The sequence below is a fragment of the uncultured Algibacter sp. genome (assembly GCF_905480415.1).
Taxonomy (GTDB): domain Bacteria; phylum Bacteroidota; class Bacteroidia; order Flavobacteriales; family Flavobacteriaceae; genus Algibacter_B.
Window position 1 is genome coordinate 1 of the sequence record NZ_CAJQQI010000158.1, and the last position, 20426, is coordinate 20426.

Here is a 20426-nt window from a genome sequence, read left to right on the forward strand (position 1 = left end):
CAAAACCCCAGCCAGCAACATCATCATATCTAAAAGCACCAAGAGCTATTAGTCCTAGTCCTACAAAAATCATAACCCATGTAGCCCAGGCTAATACTGTATTTTTATTCATTGCCATAATCTTTTCTTTTTATTGGTTAGTCGAAAAGCAAATATCGTATTTTTAAATAAAAAAGCATCCCATGTGGGATGCTTAATTAATTATTTTAAAATTTTATTTACTAAAATGAAATGATTTTGATTTCTGATCTTCTATTTTTATTATGCTTATTATCAAAACATTTTGTGTTATTATCACACTCATTAGTTAATTTTTCTTCACCATAAGCACCGCCAACAATTCTTTCTTTTGCTATACCATTTTCAAATAAATAATTTAGTGTGCTCTTCAATCTGCGTTCTGATAATTTTTTATTATAATCATCGTTACCTCTAGAGTCCGTATGAGACGTAATCTCTATTACTAACTCTGGATTTTTATTTAAGATAGAAATCAAGTTGTCTAATATTTTACTTGATGTTGATGTTATATTCGATAAATCAAAACCGAAATAAATATCTTCTAAAGCATCTATAGCATTTTGAATATCTTTTCTTTCCTGCTCTCTAGCTTTTTCTTTAACAATTTGAGCCAATCTAGCTTCTTCTATCTCTTTCTCTAACTGATCTGCTAACAACCTTTTCTCTTCCTCTAACTTATTAACTAAAGCAATAGAATCGTTAATTCTATTTGTTTCTTTTTCAAGTTCCTTAATTAAATCAAGCTTTTCTTGTCCTTTCTTAGTTAATTCTTTTTCAGCTTTGAATCTATAAACTACACCTACTGCATGTTGAATATGATTTGTTAAATCATTATCCATAGTCCATTTTCCAGATGTGTTAAAGTCTAAACCAACACGATCCGAAAGCCAAGTTCTAAAACCAAATATGGCATTATAAGTACCTCTAGGGGTGTTGTTTGCATCTGTATACCCTAAGCCAACACCAACATAAGGGTCGAACCAGCCAGTTTCCCCAATTACTTTATTTAAATCATAACTCAATCTAGAATCGATTGAAAAATAGCCTATATCTTCAGTAAGTCTAAGACCTTCAACAATTTTACCCTCCTTATATTTGTTTATAGCACTTATCAATTCAAGTCCTAATCCAGATTTAAAATACTTACCAATACTAACACGTGAAGGGTACGGTCGAGAATTCCAGGCATCCTTAACATCAAATACCCTAAATTTGGTATGATCTGAATCATCTACGGCATTAATACCAAGGCCTACAATCCATGAACTGACTATAGTTGAATCTTTTTCTGTGATTTCTGGAGTTTCTGGAATTTCTTGTGTTTGAGAGTGAGAAATAAAAATATTAGCGCATAACAAGACGAATAAGATATTTTTTTTAAGTTTCATTTAATTTGGGGTTAAATTTATACTGGGAAAGTATTCAATTAACAAAGCCCAATAAAATATTCACTACATAGAGCTCAAATATTCGTTATATGAGCAATAAATAGTATCTGTTGATAGTTTATACCGACAATTCCCAATCAAATTAACTATTAGGAAGAAAGCCCATTTTACCCATTTGGTAATCGCGCATAGCTTCCATTATTTCTGTTTGTGTATTCATCACATAAGGCCCATAAGTAGTTACTTTCTCATAAAGGGGTTCTCCAGAAATAAATAATAATTTACTTCTACCTTTGCCCTTAATAGAGAATCCTTCACCATCTTGATTAAACTGAATTAATTGATTTTCGTTCAATTTTAATGTCTCAGAATCATTTATCAATACATCCCCTTTTAACAGATATAATGTTGATTGATACGAATTTGGAACTTTAATAGTATAGCTTCCTCCAGCTTCAACGGTAATCATAAAGGCATTTACCGGTGTTTGTGTTTTAATGCGTCCGTAAACACCTTCTAATTCACCTGCTATAATTTGAATATTTACTTTGTTGTCTTTGGAAGAAACTACTCTAAAGTCTTCATTTTTTATATGCTGGTAATTAGCAGCCATCATCTTCTTTTCTGCTGGTAAATTCAACCATAACTGAATGCCTTCAAGAGTTCCTCCTTTTTGCACAAATTCTTTTGTGGGTGCTTCTGCATGAATAATACCTCTTCCTGCAGTCGTCCATTGCACATCTCCCGCTTTTACAACACTTTCGTTACCCAAAGAATCACGATGTAATTGTTCTCCTTCAACTAAAAATGTTATAGGTTCAAAACCACGATGTGGATGCGGACCTAGATCAAAAGGATTATTTCGTTCTGAGATTTCGTATGGCCCGTAGTGATGCAAAAGTATAAACGGATCTATAATATCAATATGTTGCGTTGGTATAGGTTGCCTCAATTGAATGGGACCCATGTTTACGAAATCGCTTCGTCCTAATCTATTTATGGTATTTAATTTCATAATATTAATTATTGAGTAGTTTCCATGGAAACTATTTGTATAATTTTTTTTATCTAATTTTATCTAATAAATCACTTAACAGAGAAGCTTCATGCTCTGTTAAATTCTCCAGTAAATCTTCTTTAAAATTTTGATCAATATTTTTTAACAATAACAAACCAGAATCAGTTATTTGGATATGAACCACTCTTCTATCATCTGGACAAGGCAATCTATTTATTAAACCTTTATCGCTAAGTTTGTCCATCAATCTTGTGGCATTTGGTGCTCGTTCGATCATTCGTTCTTTAATAGTTTGAACCTTAATTGGTTCTCCCGCACCACGAAGAATTCTTAAAATATTAAACTGTTGAGGAGATATGCCATAAGGTTTAAAAAACTCGTTCTGATGGCTACTAATCCAATTTGATGTATAAATGATATTCAATAACGCTTTCACCTTATTGTTGGCAAAGTTTGAATTAATATCTTTTGAAATATCCCCCATATTTTCAGTCTTCAGTTTTCAGTCTCAGTATAAAGTTACAACGCTTTTTGAAATACTTCAACTTTACTTTTTAATTCTAAATGCAATTCTTCATTAACCAGTTTCCCTTCTTTAAAGTTATCAAAAAATGATGGCAAACTAAAATCTGCAACAATATTTCCACCCATAAATGGGAAACGTCCTTTAGCAATTTCTAATACGGTAACTCCTCCTCTAGCTCCTGGGGATGAAGCCATTAATAACATCGGTTTTTCACTCCATAGCTTTCCGTTTATTCTAGACATCCAGTCAAAAAGGTTTTTAAATACTGTTGAATACGCACCGTTATGTTCTGCCAAAGACAATACGATGCCATCATATGATTGTAAAGCATCTAAAAACTTTTGTGCATTCTCTGGAATGCCCTTTTCATTTTCTAAATCCATACCATAAACCGGCAATTCAAAATCATTTAAATCTAAAGTAGTTACTTCAGCATTTTCAACTAAACTTGCTGCATATTTGGCTAACTGTTTATTAATTGAAGTTTTACTATTACTACCTGCAAAAGCCATTATATTTTTCATTCTTAATTTATTAATTAGATACCAAAGATAGATATAAATAATATATATTCCAAGGAATATAATTCCATGTAATGTTATTTAACAAAATATTCACTTTTTATACAGGGATTGGTTTTGTAAATTCGTGACAAATAATCACTCTATGGATATCAACTTCAATAAAAACGAAGATCACAATAAACTCTTAGTATCAGAACTGAACAAAAGGCTTGCAAGAGTGAGTTTAGGTGGTGGAAAATCTAAAATAGAAAAGCATCATAGTAAAGGTAAAATGACCGCTAGAGAGCGTATTCATTATTTATTGGATCCTAAAGCGAAATCTATAGAGATTGCATCTTTTGCCGGAGAGGGTATGTATGAAGAACATGGTGGTTGTCCTTCTGGTGGTGTAGTTATTAAAATAGGATACATTAAAGGCAAACAATGTATTGTAGTTGCTAATGATGCTACCGTTAAAGCTGGTGCTTGGTTTCCTATTACTGGAAAAAAGAACCTTCGTGCCCAAGAAATTGCCATTGAAAATAAATTACCTATTATCTATTTAGTTGATAGTGCTGGTGTTTACCTCCCCTTGCAAGATGAAATTTTTCCTGACAAAGAACATTTTGGTCGTATTTTTAGAAATAACGCCATAATGAGTAGTATGGGGATTACACAAATTGCTGCGGTTATGGGCAGTTGTGTCGCTGGTGGTGCGTACCTACCTATTATGAGTGATGAAGCTTTAATAGTTGATAAAACAGGAAGTATTTTTCTTGCTGGAAGTTACTTAGTTAAAGCTGCTATTGGAGAAAGTATAGATAATGAAACTTTAGGCGGTGCAACAACACATTGCGAGATTTCTGGAGTTATCGACTATAAGTCCAAAGACGATAAAGATGCCTTAGATACAATCAAAAACATTATTGATAAGATTGGAGATTATGATAAGGCTGGATTTAACCGAAGTGACTCTAAAAAACCCAAAGAAAATCCTGAAGACATTTATGGTATTGTTCCAAAATCGAGAGCAGACCAATACGATATGTATGAAATTATCAAACGTTTAGTTGATAATTCTGAATACGATGAATATAAAGCTGGTTACGGTCAAACTATTATCACTTGCTACGCTAGAATAGATGGTTGGGCAGTTGGTATTATTGCTAATCAGCGAAAACTAGTTAAAACCAAAAAGGGCGAAATGCAGTTTGGCGGTGTAATTTATAATGATAGCGCAGATAAATCGACGCGGTTTATTGCCAACTGCAATCAAAAGAAAATTCCATTAGTTTTTCTACAAGATGTCACAGGGTTTATGGTAGGGAGTAAAAGTGAGCACGCTGGTATTATAAAAGATGGCGCAAAAATGGTAAATGCTGTAAGCAATTCAGTAGTACCAAAATTCACGGTGATTATTGGCAATAGTTACGGCGCAGGTAATTATGCAATGTGTGGAAAAGCCTATGACCCTAGACTTATTTTTGCATGGCCTAGTGCTGAACTCGCTGTTATGAGTGGAAACTCTGCTGCTAAAGTTTTACTTCAAATAGAAAAAGCATCGCTTGAAAAACAAGGTGAAAAAATTACTCCGGAAAAAGAAAAAGAATTATTTAATAAAATAAAAGACCGCTACGATAATCAAGTTTCACCGTATTATGCAGCAGCAAGAATCTGGACCGATGCCATTATAAATCCTCTAGATACCAGAACTTGGATTTCTATGGGCATTGAAGCTGCTAACCACGCTCCTATTGAAAAGAAATTTAATATGGGAGTATTACAGGTTTAAAAAATGATTTAGTATGTTAACCTGAAATAATCTCCGGCAGAAGTATTATAGCGGTTAAAACAATTGCATAATTTTTATTTTCCAAAGTTATTGCCGAATCAAATTGGGCTATCGTGTATTACAATACCAAGAACAGATTAACATATGTTTTCAATGAGTTAATTGCATAAAAAAAGGCGAATCAAAATTCACCTTTTTTTTGTATTATTTGTTCTATTTAATTTCAGTACTAAATGGAAATGACAACTGCGCACCTTTTTTCTGAGACAATCTTTTAACTTCTTTTAGTAACTTGTAGTTTTCTTCTCCCAATTCCTCTGCTAAAATGGTTTTCTTGGCTTTTGCTAATCCTAAATCTTCAAGCATTTTGTCAAGATTCTTTTCAAAAACAGGAAATTCTTTTATTTTATATTCTTGAATATCTGCAGCCTCAGCTGCATATTGCAATGCTAAATCTAAACCTCCTAATTCATCAACTAAACCATTCTTCACTGCATCAGCTCCCGTCCAAACTCTACCTTGAGCAATAGTTTCAACCTGCTCCCGAGTTAAATTCCTTCCTTCAGCCACACGTTTAGAAAATAAATCATAAATGTCTAAAATGCCCTCTTTAATAAAACGACGTTGTTCGGTATTTAAAGGTTCAAAAAAACTATAAGTTACAGCATTTTTGTTGGTAACCACTTGTTCTGCATTAATCCCCATATTATCAGCTAGATTTTTACCATTAGGTAACATTCCAAATACACCAATACTTCCGGTAATTGTTGTTGGTTCAGCAATAATTTTATGAGCATTTGAAGCTATATAATAACCGCCAGATGCCGCTAAATCACCCATAGAAACAATAACGGGCTTTACTTTTTTAGTAAGCTCAATTTCACGCCAAATCAATTCACTTGCCAAAGCACTACCACCTGGAGAATTTACTCTTAAAACAATCGCTTTTATTTTATCATCTTTTCTTGCCTTTTGTAACGATCTATTTATAGCGCCATGACCTACTATTCCTTTTTCTCCATCAGCATACATAATATCACCTTCAGCAAAAATTACAGCAATTTTATTTTTATTATAATTCGCTTTTAATTTATTTGATGCATATTCGGAATAGTCAGCTACCTCAATGAGATTTAAATCTTTTTCTGAATCTATTCCTAGAGCATACTTCATTCCATTTAAATACTCATCATGGTATGCAATCTTATCTATAAGGTTAGAAGATTTTGCCAAATTAGGATTTCTAGCTAATAAACTATCTGCAATACGATTCAATCTATCAACTGGAATACTTCTACTCTTTGAAATATCCAGTTTCATTTCATTCCAAAGTGAATTTAAATATACTGAGATTTGCTCTCTGTTATTATCACTCATTTCGCTAGCTAAAAAAGGTTCTACTGCACTTTTATATTTACCTAATCTTACCACTTCCATTTTAAATCCAGACTTTTCTTGAAAATCTTTAAAATATAAGCGCTCTGTATACAAGCCTTTAAATTCCATCATCCCAACAGGGTTTAAATAAATTGTATCTGCAACAGAACTTAAATAATAATCTTTTTGAGAGTATATATCTCCATAAGCAACAACGAACTTACCGGATGCTTTAAATTTATCTAGAGCCCCTCGAAGCGCTTTAGTTTGCGATATTCCTGCATTTATAAAATTATTATCAATCGAAATCCCTTTAATTTTATCATCTGTTTCCGCATAATTTATAGCATCTATAATATTAAAAAGGCCATTTTTTTTGTCTTCATTCAAAAAAGGGTATTCTACAAATTTCGTTTTTCCTGCATAATCGTTTATTGGGAAATCTAATTTCAATTCTAAGACTGAATTCGATCTCACTTTTACCAAATCATCAGACTCTGAACTAAATAATACGCCTAAAAGCAAGATTCCAAAGAAACAAATAATTAAGAATACAAAGATTCCTGTGACGGTTGACAACACGCGTTTTATAAAACTCATGATTATATTTTTTGTTAGTATTTAATGCTATAATGAAGTTGGTACTAAACAAGATTTAGTGCCTCTAAAGTTTTTCTGCGATGGACTTTACCTGAAGCCGTTTCTTTAAATTTTGGTGTAGTATAAATTTCTTTTGGCTTCTCGTATTTATCTAAATCGTCAAAAATCGTATTATCTATATCGTTATTATTTCCTTCTATAATCAAAATAAGCTTTTCACCTAAAGTATCATCTTCTTTTGAGGCTATAAAAAATTCACCCTCAATTTTATCTTGAAGTTTACTTTCAATTTGTTCTGGAAATAATTTAATACCTCCCGAATTTACGACATTATCATAACGTCCAAGCCATTTAAAACTAGAGTCAGATTTTAAATCAACTATATCGTTAGTAACTATTTTATCATCAGATAATTTTGGAGCTTCAATAATTAAACATCCTCTTTCGTCTTGAGACAACTTAATTTTTGGAAGTGTTGTGAAATATTTCTCTTCTTCTTGTCCTGAAAAATTATTAAGCTTTTTAACTGCAATATGCGAAACGGTTTCAGTCATTCCATATGTTTCGTAAACATGCGGTTTTTTATCTTTAATTAAATCGATAATAGTATTTGAAACACGACCTCCACCAACAATTACAGTTTTAATGCTTTTTAAATATTTTGCGAAACTTTTGAGTTGCATAGGTGTAAAAGCACAAAAGTCATAGTCTTTTTCATAATCAATTCGTGGAAGCACAGATGGTTCTACCATATCTAATTCAAGGCCCAAAATAATAGCCCTTACAATCATCATTTTACCAGCAATAAAATTTGATGGTAGGCATTGTAGTAATTTATTTCCTGGTTTTAAATTAAAAAAATCACCTGTAGCAATAGCAGAATTCACCATAGCCTCTTTCTTAATTTTTAATTTTTTTGGTTTCCCTGTAGAACCAGATGTTTTTACAATTATATAATCTTTATCATCAAGCCAATCGAGTAAAAAATCACCAAGCTCCTGCTGATAAGGTAAGCCCTCCTTAACATAACTATAGGCAACCTCCATAAGGTCTTCATAAGTATAACTTAAATTATCAAGCTTAAATTTTGAGTGTACATTAGTATATTTTGGTGTCATATTTTAATCTAAAATTTTATAATCTTCTTTTGGAGGTGCTACTACTTCACCTAAAAGTTTATCTTTCCAATTACTCCAATTGTATTTTTTTGCAAGAATAAAAAGTAGAATTGGAAACACAATAAAAACAGGAACAAAAATTTCAGCTAATCCCATTTCTGATGGATCTGATAAATCTTTTAAAATAGAATGTGTTTGAAATGCCGTCCAATCGGCAGTTACTAAAAGTGCTGTAAATAAATTATTAGCGGCATGAAAACCCAAAGCTAACTCCAAGCCATCATCCATAAGCGTAATGACACCTAAAAACAATCCTGTTCCAATATAATATACCATAATCACATACCCCAGTTTATCTACTTCTGGATTTGCAATATGCATTAAACCAAACCCTACTGATGTTATTAATAATGGCAACCATTTATTTTTAAAAATCACCCCTAAACCTTGCATGAGGTAACCTCTAAAAAAGTATTCTTCAAAACTAGTTTGCAGTGGTATCATAAGAATAGTAATAGCTGCAAGAATTAAAAATGGCTGTAAGTTAAAATTAATTTGATAATCTTCTGGACTCATATAATAGTCTAACAACACCATACTGCTAGAAACCATTCCCCATAGAATAAATATAAACCAGAAACGCTTCCAGTCAATTTTATTTCTCGCAGTAGTTAAACTAGTTAATGATTGTTTATGCAATACTTTAGAGGAAATAAATACACCTAACAATCCAAAAACAAAAGATAACAACATGAGAAACAAGAACAGGTTACTACCTAATACATTTGACATTTGAGTAATGTCCGTAGGCATATTAACAGCACTATCTCCTAATACTTTTATTGCTAGTGTAATAACTAAAGGAATCATACCTATTAATTGCCACGCAAAAAATATAATAACCACCCCCAATATGTATCGCCATAAATCGTGTAACCCTTTATAAGCTTGTTGTATATAATCCATATTATAAATTAAATTTCCAATTTTTTAAATTATTGTATTGCAATTGACCATTATTGACTTGCATAGGGCATTCAAAATTATTAGTAAACAAATTACCGGTACCTAGACCTTGGGGCATATTACTTTGCTTTGTATAGGTATATTGTGCAATGGCATTTAAGCCTACATTACTTTCCAAAGCACTTGTTATCCACCACCCAATATTTTGTTTTTCAGCCAAATTAATCCATTCATCACTACCTGAAAATCCACCAACTAAACTTGGCTTTAAAATGATGTATTGTGGATTTATGGTTTGTAGCAATTCTTGCTTCTTTGTTACAGATAAAACTCCAATTAATTCTTCATCTATGGCTATTGGTAATGGTGTTTTTTTACATAAAGTAGCCATAGCATCTATTTGGCCTTGTTTTATAGGTTGCTCAATTGAATGTAAATCTAAATCTGATAAAATTTTTAGTTTTTCTAAAGCATTTGTAGGATGAAATGCGCCATTCGCATCAACACGTAATTCAATATCTTTTGAAGAGAATTGATTTCTGATGGATTTTAACAGATTTATTTCTTGTTGAAAATCTATCGCTCCAATTTTCATTTTAATACAGCTAAAACCGGCTTCAATTTTTTTAGCAATCTGCTCTTTCATGAAAGATTCACTGCCCATCCATACGAGTCCGTTAATAGAAATTGAATCTTCACCTCTAATAAACTTTGAAGGAAACAATTCAAACGGATCATGACTTTCTAAAGATTTAAAAGCCATTTCTAAACCAATTTGGATGCTAGGAAATTCGATTAGTTGTGTTAGTAATTCCTCTAGCCCCAGATCAATATGATTACAAACCCAATTTAACTTGTTTTCATAATCGAGTCTATCATCGATTGACAAACCTCTGAATAACCCACATTCACCTATACCTTGTTTAATCTCACTATTAATAATGATGAAATAGGTTTCCTTCTGAGTTAATGTCCCTCTTGATGTTCCACTAGGCTGTTTGAAATCGAGGAGGTATTTATGATAATTGGCTGTCATAATTTTGTGTCGCAAAAATATTGTATTTTGATTGAAATTAATAAGTTTATGAATAAATTAAATGGAAAAATTATTTGGATAACCGGTGCTTCGTCAGGAATTGGAGAAGAACTCTCAAAACAATTATCAGAAAAAGGTTGTAAATTAATTATTTCGGCAAGACGAGAAGCTGAATTACAGCGTGTAAAAGCTAGTTGTATTAATTCAGAAACTATTACAGTGCTTCCTTTTGATTTAGCAAATATTGATTCTATGAAAACATTGGCTGAACGAGCAGTAGCCATTTATGGTAAAATTGATGTGCTTATAAATAATGGTGGTATTAGCCAACGCTCACCTATTATCGAAACTTCTATTGAAGTAGACAGAAAGATTATGGAAATAGATTACCTGGGAACAGTAGCATTAAGCAAAGCCATATTACCGCATTTTATTACTAATGCATCTGGACATTATGTTGTCGTATCAAGTCTTATGGGGAAATTTAGTTCTCCTCTTCGTTCGTCTTATTGTGGTGCCAAACATGCCTTGCACGGTTTTTTTGATGCTCTACGCTTAGAACACGAAAAAGACAATGTAAAAGTAACTATGGTTTGTCCTGGATTTGTAAACACAAACGTTGCTAGAAATGCTTTAACATCAAATGGAAGTAAACAGGGGTATCAAGACGAAATGACTGAAAAAGGTTTAGATGTTTCTGTTTTTACAAAAAAGATGATTAGGGCAATAAGACATAATAAGTTTGAGGTTTATATTGGTAAATTCGAAAAGGTTGGTGCTTATTTAAAACGTTTGTCTCCAAAATTATTACATAAAATGGTTTTAAGAAGTAAGGTGCGATAAATTCAAAAATCAACTATAATTCAATAAAATCACCTATTTCTAACAACATCAAATCTTTATCTTTCTCAAAGAATTTTCGCTTTGATTCCTCATGATCTATTTCAATATAACCAAAGGTATCATAGTGATATCCTAAAATTTTATCACACTCAATAAAATCACTCGCTAAAATAGCATCATCAATTCCCATAGTAAAATTATCGCCTATTGGTAAAATGGCTAAATCTAATTTAGTCTGTAACGGAATTAACTTCATATCATACGTTAATGCAGTATCTCCGGCTATATAAATGTTCTTATGTTCGCCTTCTATTACAAAACCTCCTGGTTGCCCGCCGTAGCTTCCATCTGGAAACGAAGACGTGTGAATCGCATTTACATATTTAACAGTACCGAACTCAAAATCCCATTTCCCGCCATGATTCATAGGATGCCCTTCAATATCTAATTTACCAAAATGATTAACAATCTCGAAGTTAGAAATCACGACAGCTCCTGTTCTTTTAGCAATAGATTCAACATCTGCAATATGATCTTGATGTGCATGAGTCACTAAAATATAATCAGCTTTAAGCGAATTAACATCAATATGAGAAGCTTTTTCATTGGATGAAATAAATGGATCAACAAGAATATGTATATCTTTTATTTGAATGGCCAAACTTGCATGACCATAAAATGTGATTTTCATATTAAAAAAATTATAGTTTTAGAATATTAAATTTACTAAAATGGCAGTAAATGACCAATTCCTATTAAGATTGCCAATAATACCGTTGTTAATGCTAGTTTTTTCAGCTCAGGATCAAATAATTTAGGATCAATATTACCATTTACTCTTTTTAAATGCAGAAGCAAAGGGATATAAGTAATTGTAAAAATTAAATTATATGGCGAGGTATAATATAGAGCCCCGAATAACCCCGATGTAATTATGGCTCCCAAAACTAAAATGTTATGATAAATCTTAACATTTTTTTCTCCTAATTTAACAGCTAAGGTAATTTTATTTGATTTTTTATCAGACAACCTATCTCTCATGTTATTTAGATTTAACACAGCTGTACTTAATAATCCTATAGTAAAGGCAGGTAAAAAAGTAACATGGTCTAATTGTTTTGCAAATAAAACATAACAACCAATAACACTTACTAAACCAAAAAACACAAAGACAAAAGCATCACCCATACCTTTATAACCATAAGCATTACTGCCCATAGTGTAGCGAATAGCTGCAATTATAGATCCTATACCAAGTGAGAAGAAAAAAATAGTGAGTAAAAAGTGCTTAACACCAAAGGCACTATATATAAGTGTGAAAGCTAAAATAATTGATATAATTATATTTAATTTAATAGCATTCATCAATTCTTCTGGTGAAATTTCACCTGATTGTATAGCGCGTTCCGGACCTATTCTGTCTTCATTATCCGTTCCTTTTACACCATCACCATAATCATTTGAAAGATTAGAAAGAATTTGAAAACTAAGCGTTGTAAGTAGCGCAAGTATAAAAATTCTCCATTCAAAAACACTATTATAATGTGCTAAACATGCTGCTAAAATAATACCAGAAATTGATAGTGGAAGTGTTCTTAAACGTATTGCAGAAATCCAAATAGAAATATTCTGCATTATGGAATCCATTTTTTATCAAAATTAGGTTTTCGCTTTTCTAAAAAAGCGTTTCTACCTTCTTTTGCTTCATCTGTCATATATGCTAAACGCGTTGCTTCACCTGCAAAAACTTGTTGTCCAACCATACCATCATCTGTCAAATTCATTGCGAACTTAAGCATTTTGATTGATGTAGGTGATTTTGCTAATATTTCTTGAGCCCATTCATAGGCTGTACTTTCTAAATCTTCATGAGGTACAACCGCGTTTACCATTCCCATGTCATAAGCTTCTTGCGCAGAATAACTTCTTCCTAAGAAAAAGATTTCTCGAGCCTTTTTTTGCCCCACCATTTTTGCTAAATACGCAGATCCATAACCTCCATCGAAACTTGTAACATCAGCATCTGTTTGTTTAAAAATAGCATGTTCTTTACTGGCAATTGTTAAATCACAAATTACATGTAAACTGTGTCCACCTCCAACGGCCCAACCCGGAACAACAGCAATAACTGCCTTAGGCATAAAACGAATTAATCGCTGAACTTCTAAAATGTTTAAACGATGATATCCATCTTCACCAACATACCCTTGATGACCTCTTGCTTTTTGATCTCCTCCACTACAAAAAGAATAAATACCATCTTTTGTTGAAGGTCCTTCGCCAGATAACAACACCACTCCTATATTTACATCTTCATTAGCATCATAAAAAGCATCATATAATTCGCTTGTTGTTTTTGGGCGAAAAGCATTTCGAACATTTGGTCTATTAAACGCTATTCTAGCCACACCATTACACTTTTTATAAGTGATATCCTGATATTCTTTAACAACTACCCATTCAGGTTGATTCATGTTAGTTTTTATTTTATTCAAAAATAAATTTATTTCATTAAACAAGCGTTTTCATTTCAAAAAACTTTTGTCTAACGTAGAAAATAGTTTAATTATAAATCAGCTAAAGATTATGTTATTAAATTACAATCTACATAAAAAAACATCTTTAGAATTAAAAAGACAATAATTATGTAGATAAGATATTGAAGATGTACTAAAAATATAAAAATACGTATTAGTACGTATTGTTTGTAGTCATTTATTAATTAATTTTGTAATATTATTTAGGGATATTAAGATTTTATTCACAAATATTTGCATTTTATCGAATAAAAATGTATTTTGCCGGATATTTAACCCAAATTACTATGTTATTAACAATTACTCTTATTCTTTTTGGACTTGTAATTATCAATTTATTATTGCTGAAATTTAGTTGTAATAGAACTAAAAGAGTTACTAAGATTGACAAAAAACCTGTGGTTTTAAGAACACGCATCACTATGCCCACAGCGTCGCAAACACTTGCACCTACAGGAAGTTAATTTTTATTTTTTGATAAAAGTGTGACTTTTACTAATTTTTAGTGTCTGAATTTTCGAATAAAGGCTTTAAAAGAATGTTATTTACGTTATACCCTATTTTCCTATTTACTTCCATATTTTTGGCTCTTTTTTTACTTTTACATGTTCATGTTAGAAACAAAAACTCATAGCTAAAAGCTACCATGCTATAGGGCGCATATCTTTGTTTATTAACCATTTGTTTGTGTCATAAAAATTCTTATTTCCAAACCAATAGCCTCTATTAGCACTTAAAGGTGAAGGATGTCCTGATGTTAAAACGTGATGCCTATTTAAATCAATCAATTTAATCTTCTTCTTTGCATAACCACCCCAAAGTAAAAACACGATATTCTCTTTTCTATCACTTATAGTCTTTATAACTGAATCTGTAAAAGCTTCCCATCCTTCTTTTTGATGACTACCCGCTTCATGTGCTCTTACTGTTAACGTAGCATTTAATAACAAAACACCTTGATTCGCCCAGCGTAGTAAATTACCACTCTTTGGATATGGAATCCCTAAATCTGATTCTATTTCTTTAAAAATGTTTTTTAATGAAGGTGGATGACTTATTCCTTCTCTTACTGAAAAACACAAACCATTGGCTTGACCTTCACCATGATATGGGTCCTGCCCAATAATAACCACTTTCACAGCTTCAAAGTGACAGTGATTGAATGCATTAAAAATTTGACTTTCTGGAGGAAAACAGTTGTGATTTATATATTCAGTTTTTACAAAGTTGGAGAGGTCCGAAAAATAAGGTTTATCAAGCTCTTCTTCTAAATAAGGTATCCAGCTTTTATGAATATCAACTTCCATTGCTTATTAAATTTTAAATCAAAACTAAAATAGCACTATCTTTATTCTTAATAAAATATATCCCATTGAAAACAATAAAATTTCCAACAGCTCAAACCATATTATTAATTATCGCAGCATTAGTTGCAATTTTAACCTGGTTAATTCCATCAGGAGCGTATGATTCTTTAACATATAATAAAATTGAAAATACTTTTACAAAAAAAAGTTTAAGTGAGACTAAAGTATTAGATGCGACACAGGAAACTTTAAATCTACTAGAAATTAAAATTCCATTAGAGAAATTTACTAATGGTGATATATGGAAACCTATTAGCATACCTAATACTTACAAAAAAGTTGAAGCAAAGCCGCAAGGTGTAATTGCCTATATTAAATCTCCAATAAAAGGCATTATTGAGGGTGCCGATATTATTTTTCTTGTTTTAATTATAGGCGGACTTATAGGTGTTATCAATTATACGAAGGCTTTTGATGCAGGTATTTCATGGCTTGCTAAAACACTAAAAGGCTATGAATATATATTAATTATTCTAGTGACTACTTTAATTGCAATTGGTGGAACCACATTTGGTTTAGCCGAGGAAACTATAGCCTTTTACCCTATTCTTATACCTATATTTTTAGCTGCTAAATACGACGCGATGGTGCCATTAGCTTGTATTTACATTGGCTCTTCTATAGGTACTATGTGCTCAACAACAAATCCTTTTAGCACTATTATTGCATCAGATGCCGCTGGTATAAATTGGACATCAGGAATTACTATAAGATTTATAATGCTAGGCTTAGGAGCACTAATTTGTATCCTATATATTATGAGATATGCACAACGGGTAAAAAAAGATCCAACAAAATCTATTATTTATGATCAAAAGGAAGAAATAGAAAAACATTTTGGCAGTACAACAGATGCTTCTTTAAAATTAACTACTCGCTTACGTCTTATCCTTTTCATTTTTATTTTGTGTTTTATAATTATGATTTATGGAGTATCTCAATTAGAATGGTGGTTTTTAGAAATGACGGTAGTCTTTTTAATAGGTGCCATTTTTATAGGTGTAATAGGAAAAATTAAAGAACACACTTTTGTAGATGTTTTTGTAAAAGGTGCTGGAGATTTATTAGGTGTTGCCATAATTATTGGAATAGCCAGAGGGGTAACTATTTTAATGAATGATGGACAAATTAGTGATACACTTTTATACTATGCCAGTAATGCCACCAACGGTATGAACAAAGGCATATTCATCAATGCCATGTTATACATTTATGGTGGGCTATCCTTCTTCATTCCTTCATCTTCGGGTATGGCTGTTTTAACAATGCCTATCATGTCTCCATTGGCAGATGGTGTTGGGATTGGTAGAGAAATGATCGTTAATGCCTACCAATATGGTATGGGTTTATTCGCATTTATTAATCCAACTGGTTTGATTTTAGCATCTTTGGCCATTGTAAAAGTAGGATATGATAAATGGTTGAAATTTGTGATGCCTCTAGTTTTTATACTGTTACTCTTCACAATGCTTGTGCTCACAATATCAGTTTACATATAAAATTAGGACAAAATTCTTACCATTAACTCCTTAAGTAAATCACCTTGAGGTACTGCATTAGAACCAACTCCTTTACCCTTAACATCAAACTCTCTAAGTGTTGCCACAACAACACTCACTTTTCGCATAGGAAAATTTCTAGCAGCAGTAATATACTCTTTCACAAAATAAGGATTGATTTTTAGAGCAGAAGCCACACTTCTAGGAGACTTATCTTTTAACCCATGAAAATGAAGAAGTTGCGAGAAAAAATTAAATAACAATAATACTGTGACCACCATAGGATTGTCCTTAGGATTGTCGGCAAAATAATTAACTATTTTATGGGCTTTAATAGCATTACGTTCTCCAACAGCTTTACGCAACTCAAAATTATTATAATCTTTACTTATACCTATATTTTCTTCAATATGATCTGGAGAAATTTGGGTGCCTTCAGGTAAAATAATCTGTAGTTTTTCTAGCTCATTATTTATTTTACTCAAATCTGTTCCTAAAAACTCAACGAGCATTTGTGCAGCTTTGGGCGAAATTGTATATTTTTTAGGAGATAGAACGCGACGAATCCAATCGGCTACTTGATTTTCATAAAGCTTTTTACTTTCATAAACCACACCAGTTTTCTTAAGAGTTTTGTATAAAGCTTTGCGTTTATCAATCTTTTTGTATTTATAATTAACCACTAGAACCGTTGTAGGTTGTGGGTTTTCGGCATATTTAGCCAGATTTTCAATAGTACGAGATAAATCTTGTGCTTCTTTTACAATAATCACTTGATATTCGGCCATCATTGGATAACGCTTCGCATTCCCAACGATATCGTCAACCGAAACATCTCTACCATATAGAACCATTTGATTAAAACCACGATCCTCTTCAGCCAACACAGATGCTTCAATAAAATCTGAGATTTTATCAATATAATACGCCTCCTCACCCATTAAAAAATAAATAGGCTTGAGTTTTTTATTTTTTATGTCAGTAACTAATTGTTTGACTTCGTCCAAATCGTAATAAAAATTTCTGTGAAAATAACTTGAAGTGACATTATAATGATAAATTTGTGATGTGCAAAATTTAAATTTCCACACATATCACTTCCGATTCAAAAATAGCGAAAATAAAGTTTCTATTTTTGATCCGATACGTAAAAAATTTATCATTTTGCAACCCGAAGAATGGGTGCGTCAACATTGCATTCAGTATTTAATTCAAGAAAAAGGGTATCCTAAATCTTTAATTAATGTTGAAAAAGAACTGACTATAAACTCATTAAAAAAGCGTTATGATATTGTTATTTACAATACAGATGGTAGTATTCATCTCATAGTGGAATGTAAAGCTCCAAAAATAAGCATCAATCAAAAAGCATTCGATCAAATAGCACGTTATAATTTAGAGTTAAATGCTACTTTCCTAATGGTAACCAATGGATTAAATCATTATTATTGTCAAATGGATTTTAAAAATGAACGTTATCAGTTTTTAAAGGATATTCCAGAATATATTTCATGAAACTAGCCATTATCATATTAAATTGGAACGGGAAAAAACTATTAGAACAGTTTTTACCATCAGTTATTCAACATTCAAAGGATGCAGATATCTATGTTGCAGATAATGCATCAACTGATGACTCCATTGCTTTTATTACATCCAATTATCCAACGATAACAGTTATTCAAAATAAAGAAAACTCAGGTTATGCTAAAGGCTATAATGATGTTTTAAAATCAGTTGATGCTGATGTTTTCTGTCTTTTAAATAGTGATGTAGAGGTTACCCAAAACTGGTTAAATCCGATTGTAAATACTTTTAAAGAAGATACCAATACTGGCATTATTCAGCCTAAACTATTAGACTATAACAAAAAAGATTGTTTTGAATACGCAGGCGCTGCTGGCGGGTTTATTGATAAATATGGTTATCCATACTGTAGAGGTAGAATTTTTAACACTGTAGAAAAAGACTTGGGGCAATACAATGATTCGACCGAAATATTTTGGGCATCAGGTGCCTGTATGTTTATTAAAAGGGATATATTTAAAGAACTACATGGTTTTGACGAACTTTATTTTGCACATATGGAAGAGATAGATTTATGTTGGCGCGCTAAAAACCTTGGCTATGTTATAAAATATGTTGGCAGCTCTGAAATTTACCATGTAGGTGGTGCAACACTTAAAAATAGCAATCCCAAAAAAACCTTCCTAAATTTTAGAAACAGTCTCTTTACGCTTACTAAAAACGCCAATGGTTTTATTCTAGGAAAAATATTTATCCGCTTAATTCTCGATGGTATTGCTGCTATAAAATTCTTAATTGAATTTAAACCAAAGCATACTATAGCTATAACACAAGCACATTTTAGTTATTACTATCATTTAAATCAAGTTTTAAATCAAAGAAAATCAATAAAAAACAAAACAAAATACTATTCTAGAACATCCATAGTATACGATTATTTCGTAAATAAAAAAACGGAATACAATAGTTTATAAATCGTTTGTAAAAGTTTTGTTAAAATGTTTAAAACAAACGATTTTTATATATTTTTGTTAAATACTTTAGAAAATTAATCCTTAAAATAATCATGAAAAAAATCTTATTACTTAGTGTATCTGCAATGCTTTTACTTAGTTCGTGTGTATCAAAAAAATTATTCACAGATTTAGAAGCAAAACAAAAAGAAACTCAAGACTTGCTTAATTCTGCAACAGTAAAATTAAACGCTTGTTTAGAAGATAGAGCTTCAGTAACAGCGAGAGCGACAGCATTACAAGAGCAAATAGCAGATTTGCGTAAAAGTAATGACAACCTAACTATTTTATCTGCAAAAGGTGCTAGCAATGTTGAAAAAACATTAGAAAGTATCAAAGAAAAAGAGCTCAAAATTACACGTTTACAAGATGCCCTTACCCAAAAGGATAGTGTAACTTTAGCTTTGGTAACAAGCTTAAAACGCGAGGTTGGTATTAACGACCCAGACATTGAAGTAAATGTTGAAAAAGGTGTTGTATTTATTTCAATCGCTGATAAATTATTATTTAAAAGTGGCAGCTACAACGCAACAACTAGAGCAAAAGAAGTTTTAGCTAAAGTTGCAAAAGTTGTAAACAGCAAGCCAGATTTTGAGTGTATGGTGGAAGGTCATACAGATAATGTACCGTACATGAAAGAGCCATTAATTGATAACTGGGATTTGAGTGTAAAACGCTCTACAAGTATCATTAGAGTGTTACAAGAACTTGGTGTTAACCCTCAGCAACTTATTGCTGCAGGTCGTGCCGAATTTGTACCGTTGGTTGATAATGATACTGCTGGAAATAGAGCAAAAAACAGACGTACACGTATTGTTGTACTTCCAAGAATTGATCAATTTTATGATATGATTGAAAAAGAAATGAAAAACTTAGCTGCTGGTAACAACTAGTACGTTTTAAAAATTATAATTTAAAAGCTCAACGTTTAGTTGGGCTTTTTTTATGGCGCCTGCCTTCCGGCAAGCTGGTTAACCAAAGAGAGAAAGTTTTATTCGTTGCTTTCAATTTATAAATAATTAAACTCAGGCATATAAATATCCAAGGACTAACTTACTTCTGTGGCGGTGGTCTCAATAATTCACTCAAACCCTTAATTAGGCCTTGCTAACCCACTTAAATATATGAATTATCGTTTCAGTTTATTACTTGACTTTTAAAAAATCTGTAAACTTCGTTTAACGCTGTATGTAAATCATTAAACTGATTCATATACTTAACCAACAATACCTGAAAGCGACGAAAATTACACCCCTCAACATATTATGCAACATTCGAAATTGTATGGTATTAAC

20 protein-coding genes are annotated in these 20426 nt (G+C 31.8%); 6 read left to right on the forward strand and 14 right to left on the reverse strand.

Annotated features, from left to right (window positions below; all coding sequences use genetic code 11):
* The 5 genes from QZ260_RS10795 to QZ260_RS10815 form a co-directional block, all read right to left on the reverse strand.
* Nucleotides 1-118: CAL67264 family membrane protein (locus QZ260_RS10795; RefSeq protein WP_295986095.1), on the reverse strand; the 118-nt coding region annotated here is incomplete at its 3' end.
* 103 nt (nt 119-221) lie between these two features.
* The gene (locus QZ260_RS10800) at nt 222-1409 is read right to left on the reverse strand and encodes an OmpA family protein (protein ID WP_295986032.1); all 1188 of its coding nucleotides are present in this window, start codon (nt 1407-1409) and stop codon (nt 222-224) included.
* A gap of 142 nt (nt 1410-1551) precedes the next feature.
* On the reverse strand, nt 1552-2424 hold the full coding sequence (locus QZ260_RS10805) for a pirin family protein (RefSeq protein ID WP_295986033.1): 873 nt from the start codon (nt 2422-2424) through the stop codon (nt 1552-1554).
* A 49-nt stretch (nt 2425-2473) separates the two neighbouring features.
* Entirely contained in the window at nt 2474-2911 is a 438-nt protein-coding gene (locus tag QZ260_RS10810; RefSeq protein WP_295986034.1) for a MarR family transcriptional regulator, read from the reverse strand.
* Nucleotides 2912-2946: 35 nt separating this feature from the next.
* Nucleotides 2947-3477 carry an NAD(P)H-dependent oxidoreductase gene (locus QZ260_RS10815; RefSeq protein ID WP_295986035.1) on the reverse strand — a complete coding sequence of 177 codons (531 nt, stop codon included), beginning with the start codon at nt 3475-3477 and terminating at the stop codon, nt 2947-2949.
* Between the two features lie 142 nt (nt 3478-3619).
* Here QZ260_RS10815 and QZ260_RS10820 point away from each other — a divergent pair, with 142 nt between their 5' ends.
* Nucleotides 3620-5248 carry a carboxyl transferase domain-containing protein gene (locus QZ260_RS10820; protein ID WP_295986037.1) on the forward strand — a complete coding sequence of 543 codons (1629 nt, stop codon included), beginning with the start codon at nt 3620-3622 and terminating at the stop codon, nt 5246-5248.
* 213 nt (nt 5249-5461) lie between these two features.
* Here the strand turns inward: QZ260_RS10820 and sppA are convergent, their stop codons facing one another.
* The 4 genes from sppA to QZ260_RS10840 are packed head-to-tail and all read right to left on the reverse strand — an operon-like array spanning nt 5462 to nt 10345.
* Nucleotides 5462-7225 (reverse strand): signal peptide peptidase SppA, encoded by a 1764-nt coding sequence (gene sppA / locus QZ260_RS10825; RefSeq protein WP_295986040.1) that lies wholly within the window; start codon nt 7223-7225, stop codon nt 5462-5464.
* 44 nt (nt 7226-7269) lie between these two features.
* Entirely contained in the window at nt 7270-8343 is a 1074-nt protein-coding gene (locus tag QZ260_RS10830; RefSeq protein ID WP_295986041.1) for an AMP-binding protein, read from the reverse strand.
* Nucleotides 8344-8346: 3 nt separating this feature from the next.
* A complete protein-coding gene (locus QZ260_RS10835) occupies nt 8347-9309 on the reverse strand; it encodes a CPBP family intramembrane glutamic endopeptidase (RefSeq protein WP_295986042.1) in 963 nt (320 codons plus the stop codon).
* A gap of 1 nt (nt 9310) precedes the next feature.
* Entirely contained in the window at nt 9311-10345 is a 1035-nt protein-coding gene (locus tag QZ260_RS10840; RefSeq protein ID WP_295986045.1) for an o-succinylbenzoate synthase, read from the reverse strand.
* A gap of 48 nt (nt 10346-10393) precedes the next feature.
* Between QZ260_RS10840 and QZ260_RS10845 the strand changes: the two genes are divergently transcribed.
* Nucleotides 10394-11188 (forward strand): SDR family oxidoreductase, encoded by a 795-nt coding sequence (locus QZ260_RS10845; RefSeq protein ID WP_295986047.1) that lies wholly within the window; start codon nt 10394-10396, stop codon nt 11186-11188.
* Between the two features lie 13 nt (nt 11189-11201).
* Here the strand turns inward: QZ260_RS10845 and QZ260_RS10850 are convergent, their stop codons facing one another.
* The 4 genes from QZ260_RS10850 to ung all read right to left on the reverse strand — a co-directional run bounded on the left by QZ260_RS10850 (nt 11202) and on the right by ung (nt 15032).
* Nucleotides 11202-11879 (reverse strand): metal-dependent hydrolase, encoded by a 678-nt coding sequence (locus QZ260_RS10850; protein WP_295986049.1) that lies wholly within the window; start codon nt 11877-11879, stop codon nt 11202-11204.
* Between the two features lie 35 nt (nt 11880-11914).
* Nucleotides 11915-12835, reverse strand: coding sequence for a 1,4-dihydroxy-2-naphthoate octaprenyltransferase (gene menA / locus QZ260_RS10855; protein WP_295986052.1), 921 nt, complete (start codon nt 12833-12835; stop codon nt 11915-11917).
* Nucleotides 12823-13662 (reverse strand): 1,4-dihydroxy-2-naphthoyl-CoA synthase, encoded by an 840-nt coding sequence (locus tag QZ260_RS10860; RefSeq protein ID WP_295986056.1) that lies wholly within the window; start codon nt 13660-13662, stop codon nt 12823-12825. The genes menA and QZ260_RS10860 overlap by 13 nt, the downstream gene beginning before the upstream one ends.
* 704 nt (nt 13663-14366) lie before the next feature.
* On the reverse strand, nt 14367-15032 hold the full coding sequence (ung, locus tag QZ260_RS10865; RefSeq protein ID WP_295986061.1) for a uracil-DNA glycosylase: 666 nt from the start codon (nt 15030-15032) through the stop codon (nt 14367-14369).
* A gap of 65 nt (nt 15033-15097) precedes the next feature.
* Between ung and QZ260_RS10870 the strand changes: the two genes are divergently transcribed.
* Nucleotides 15098-16591, forward strand: coding sequence for a YfcC family protein (locus QZ260_RS10870; RefSeq protein WP_295986065.1), 1494 nt, complete (start codon nt 15098-15100; stop codon nt 16589-16591).
* A gap of 2 nt (nt 16592-16593) precedes the next feature.
* Here QZ260_RS10870 and holA read toward each other — a convergent pair whose 3' ends face one another.
* Entirely contained in the window at nt 16594-17598 is a 1005-nt protein-coding gene (holA, locus tag QZ260_RS10875) for a DNA polymerase III subunit delta (protein WP_295986071.1), read from the reverse strand.
* A 61-nt stretch (nt 17599-17659) separates the two neighbouring features.
* On the opposite strand from holA, the gene QZ260_RS10880 reads away from it, so the two are divergent.
* The 3 genes from QZ260_RS10880 to QZ260_RS10890 all read left to right on the forward strand — a co-directional run bounded on the left by QZ260_RS10880 (nt 17660) and on the right by QZ260_RS10890 (nt 20024).
* Nucleotides 17660-18106, forward strand: coding sequence for a type I restriction enzyme HsdR N-terminal domain-containing protein (locus tag QZ260_RS10880; protein ID WP_295986075.1), 447 nt, complete (start codon nt 17660-17662; stop codon nt 18104-18106).
* Nucleotides 18103-19092, forward strand: a complete 990-nt coding sequence (locus QZ260_RS10885; RefSeq protein ID WP_295986076.1) for a glycosyltransferase family 2 protein — start codon at nt 18103-18105, stop codon at nt 19090-19092. The genes QZ260_RS10880 and QZ260_RS10885 overlap by 4 nt, the downstream gene beginning before the upstream one ends.
* Nucleotides 19093-19184: 92 nt before the next feature.
* Nucleotides 19185-20024, forward strand: a complete 840-nt coding sequence (locus QZ260_RS10890) for an OmpA family protein (RefSeq protein WP_295986080.1) — start codon at nt 19185-19187, stop codon at nt 20022-20024.
* Nucleotides 20025-20426 lie beyond the last annotated feature (402 nt).

Excerpts from the sequence above, each read along its gene's own strand:
- QZ260_RS10800 (WP_295986032.1), bottom strand. The coding sequence starts at position 1,409 with ATGAAACTTAAAAAAAATATCTTATTCGTCTTGTTATGCGCTAATATT.
- QZ260_RS10805 (WP_295986033.1), bottom strand. The coding sequence starts at position 2,424 with ATGAAATTAAATACCATAAATAGATTAGGACGAAGCGATTTCGTAAAC.
- QZ260_RS10810 (WP_295986034.1), bottom strand. The coding sequence starts at position 2,911 with ATGGGGGATATTTCAAAAGATATTAATTCAAACTTTGCCAACAATAAG.
- QZ260_RS10815 (WP_295986035.1), bottom strand. The coding sequence starts at position 3,477 with ATGAAAAATATAATGGCTTTTGCAGGTAGTAATAGTAAAACTTCAATT.
- QZ260_RS10820 (WP_295986037.1), top strand. The coding sequence starts at position 3,620 with ATGGATATCAACTTCAATAAAAACGAAGATCACAATAAACTCTTAGTA.
- sppA (WP_295986040.1), bottom strand. The coding sequence starts at position 7,225 with ATGAGTTTTATAAAACGCGTGTTGTCAACCGTCACAGGAATCTTTGTA.
- QZ260_RS10830 (WP_295986041.1), bottom strand. The coding sequence starts at position 8,343 with ATGACACCAAAATATACTAATGTACACTCAAAATTTAAGCTTGATAAT.
- QZ260_RS10835 (WP_295986042.1), bottom strand. The coding sequence starts at position 9,309 with ATGGATTATATACAACAAGCTTATAAAGGGTTACACGATTTATGGCGA.
- QZ260_RS10840 (WP_295986045.1), bottom strand. The coding sequence starts at position 10,345 with ATGACAGCCAATTATCATAAATACCTCCTCGATTTCAAACAGCCTAGT.
- QZ260_RS10845 (WP_295986047.1), top strand. The coding sequence starts at position 10,394 with ATGAATAAATTAAATGGAAAAATTATTTGGATAACCGGTGCTTCGTCA.
- QZ260_RS10850 (WP_295986049.1), bottom strand. The coding sequence starts at position 11,879 with ATGAAAATCACATTTTATGGTCATGCAAGTTTGGCCATTCAAATAAAA.
- menA (WP_295986052.1), bottom strand. The coding sequence starts at position 12,835 with ATGGATTCCATAATGCAGAATATTTCTATTTGGATTTCTGCAATACGT.
- QZ260_RS10860 (WP_295986056.1), bottom strand. The coding sequence starts at position 13,662 with ATGAATCAACCTGAATGGGTAGTTGTTAAAGAATATCAGGATATCACT.
- ung (WP_295986061.1), bottom strand. The coding sequence starts at position 15,032 with ATGGAAGTTGATATTCATAAAAGCTGGATACCTTATTTAGAAGAAGAG.
- QZ260_RS10885 (WP_295986076.1), top strand. The coding sequence starts at position 18,103 with ATGAAACTAGCCATTATCATATTAAATTGGAACGGGAAAAAACTATTA.
- QZ260_RS10890 (WP_295986080.1), top strand. The coding sequence starts at position 19,185 with ATGAAAAAAATCTTATTACTTAGTGTATCTGCAATGCTTTTACTTAGT.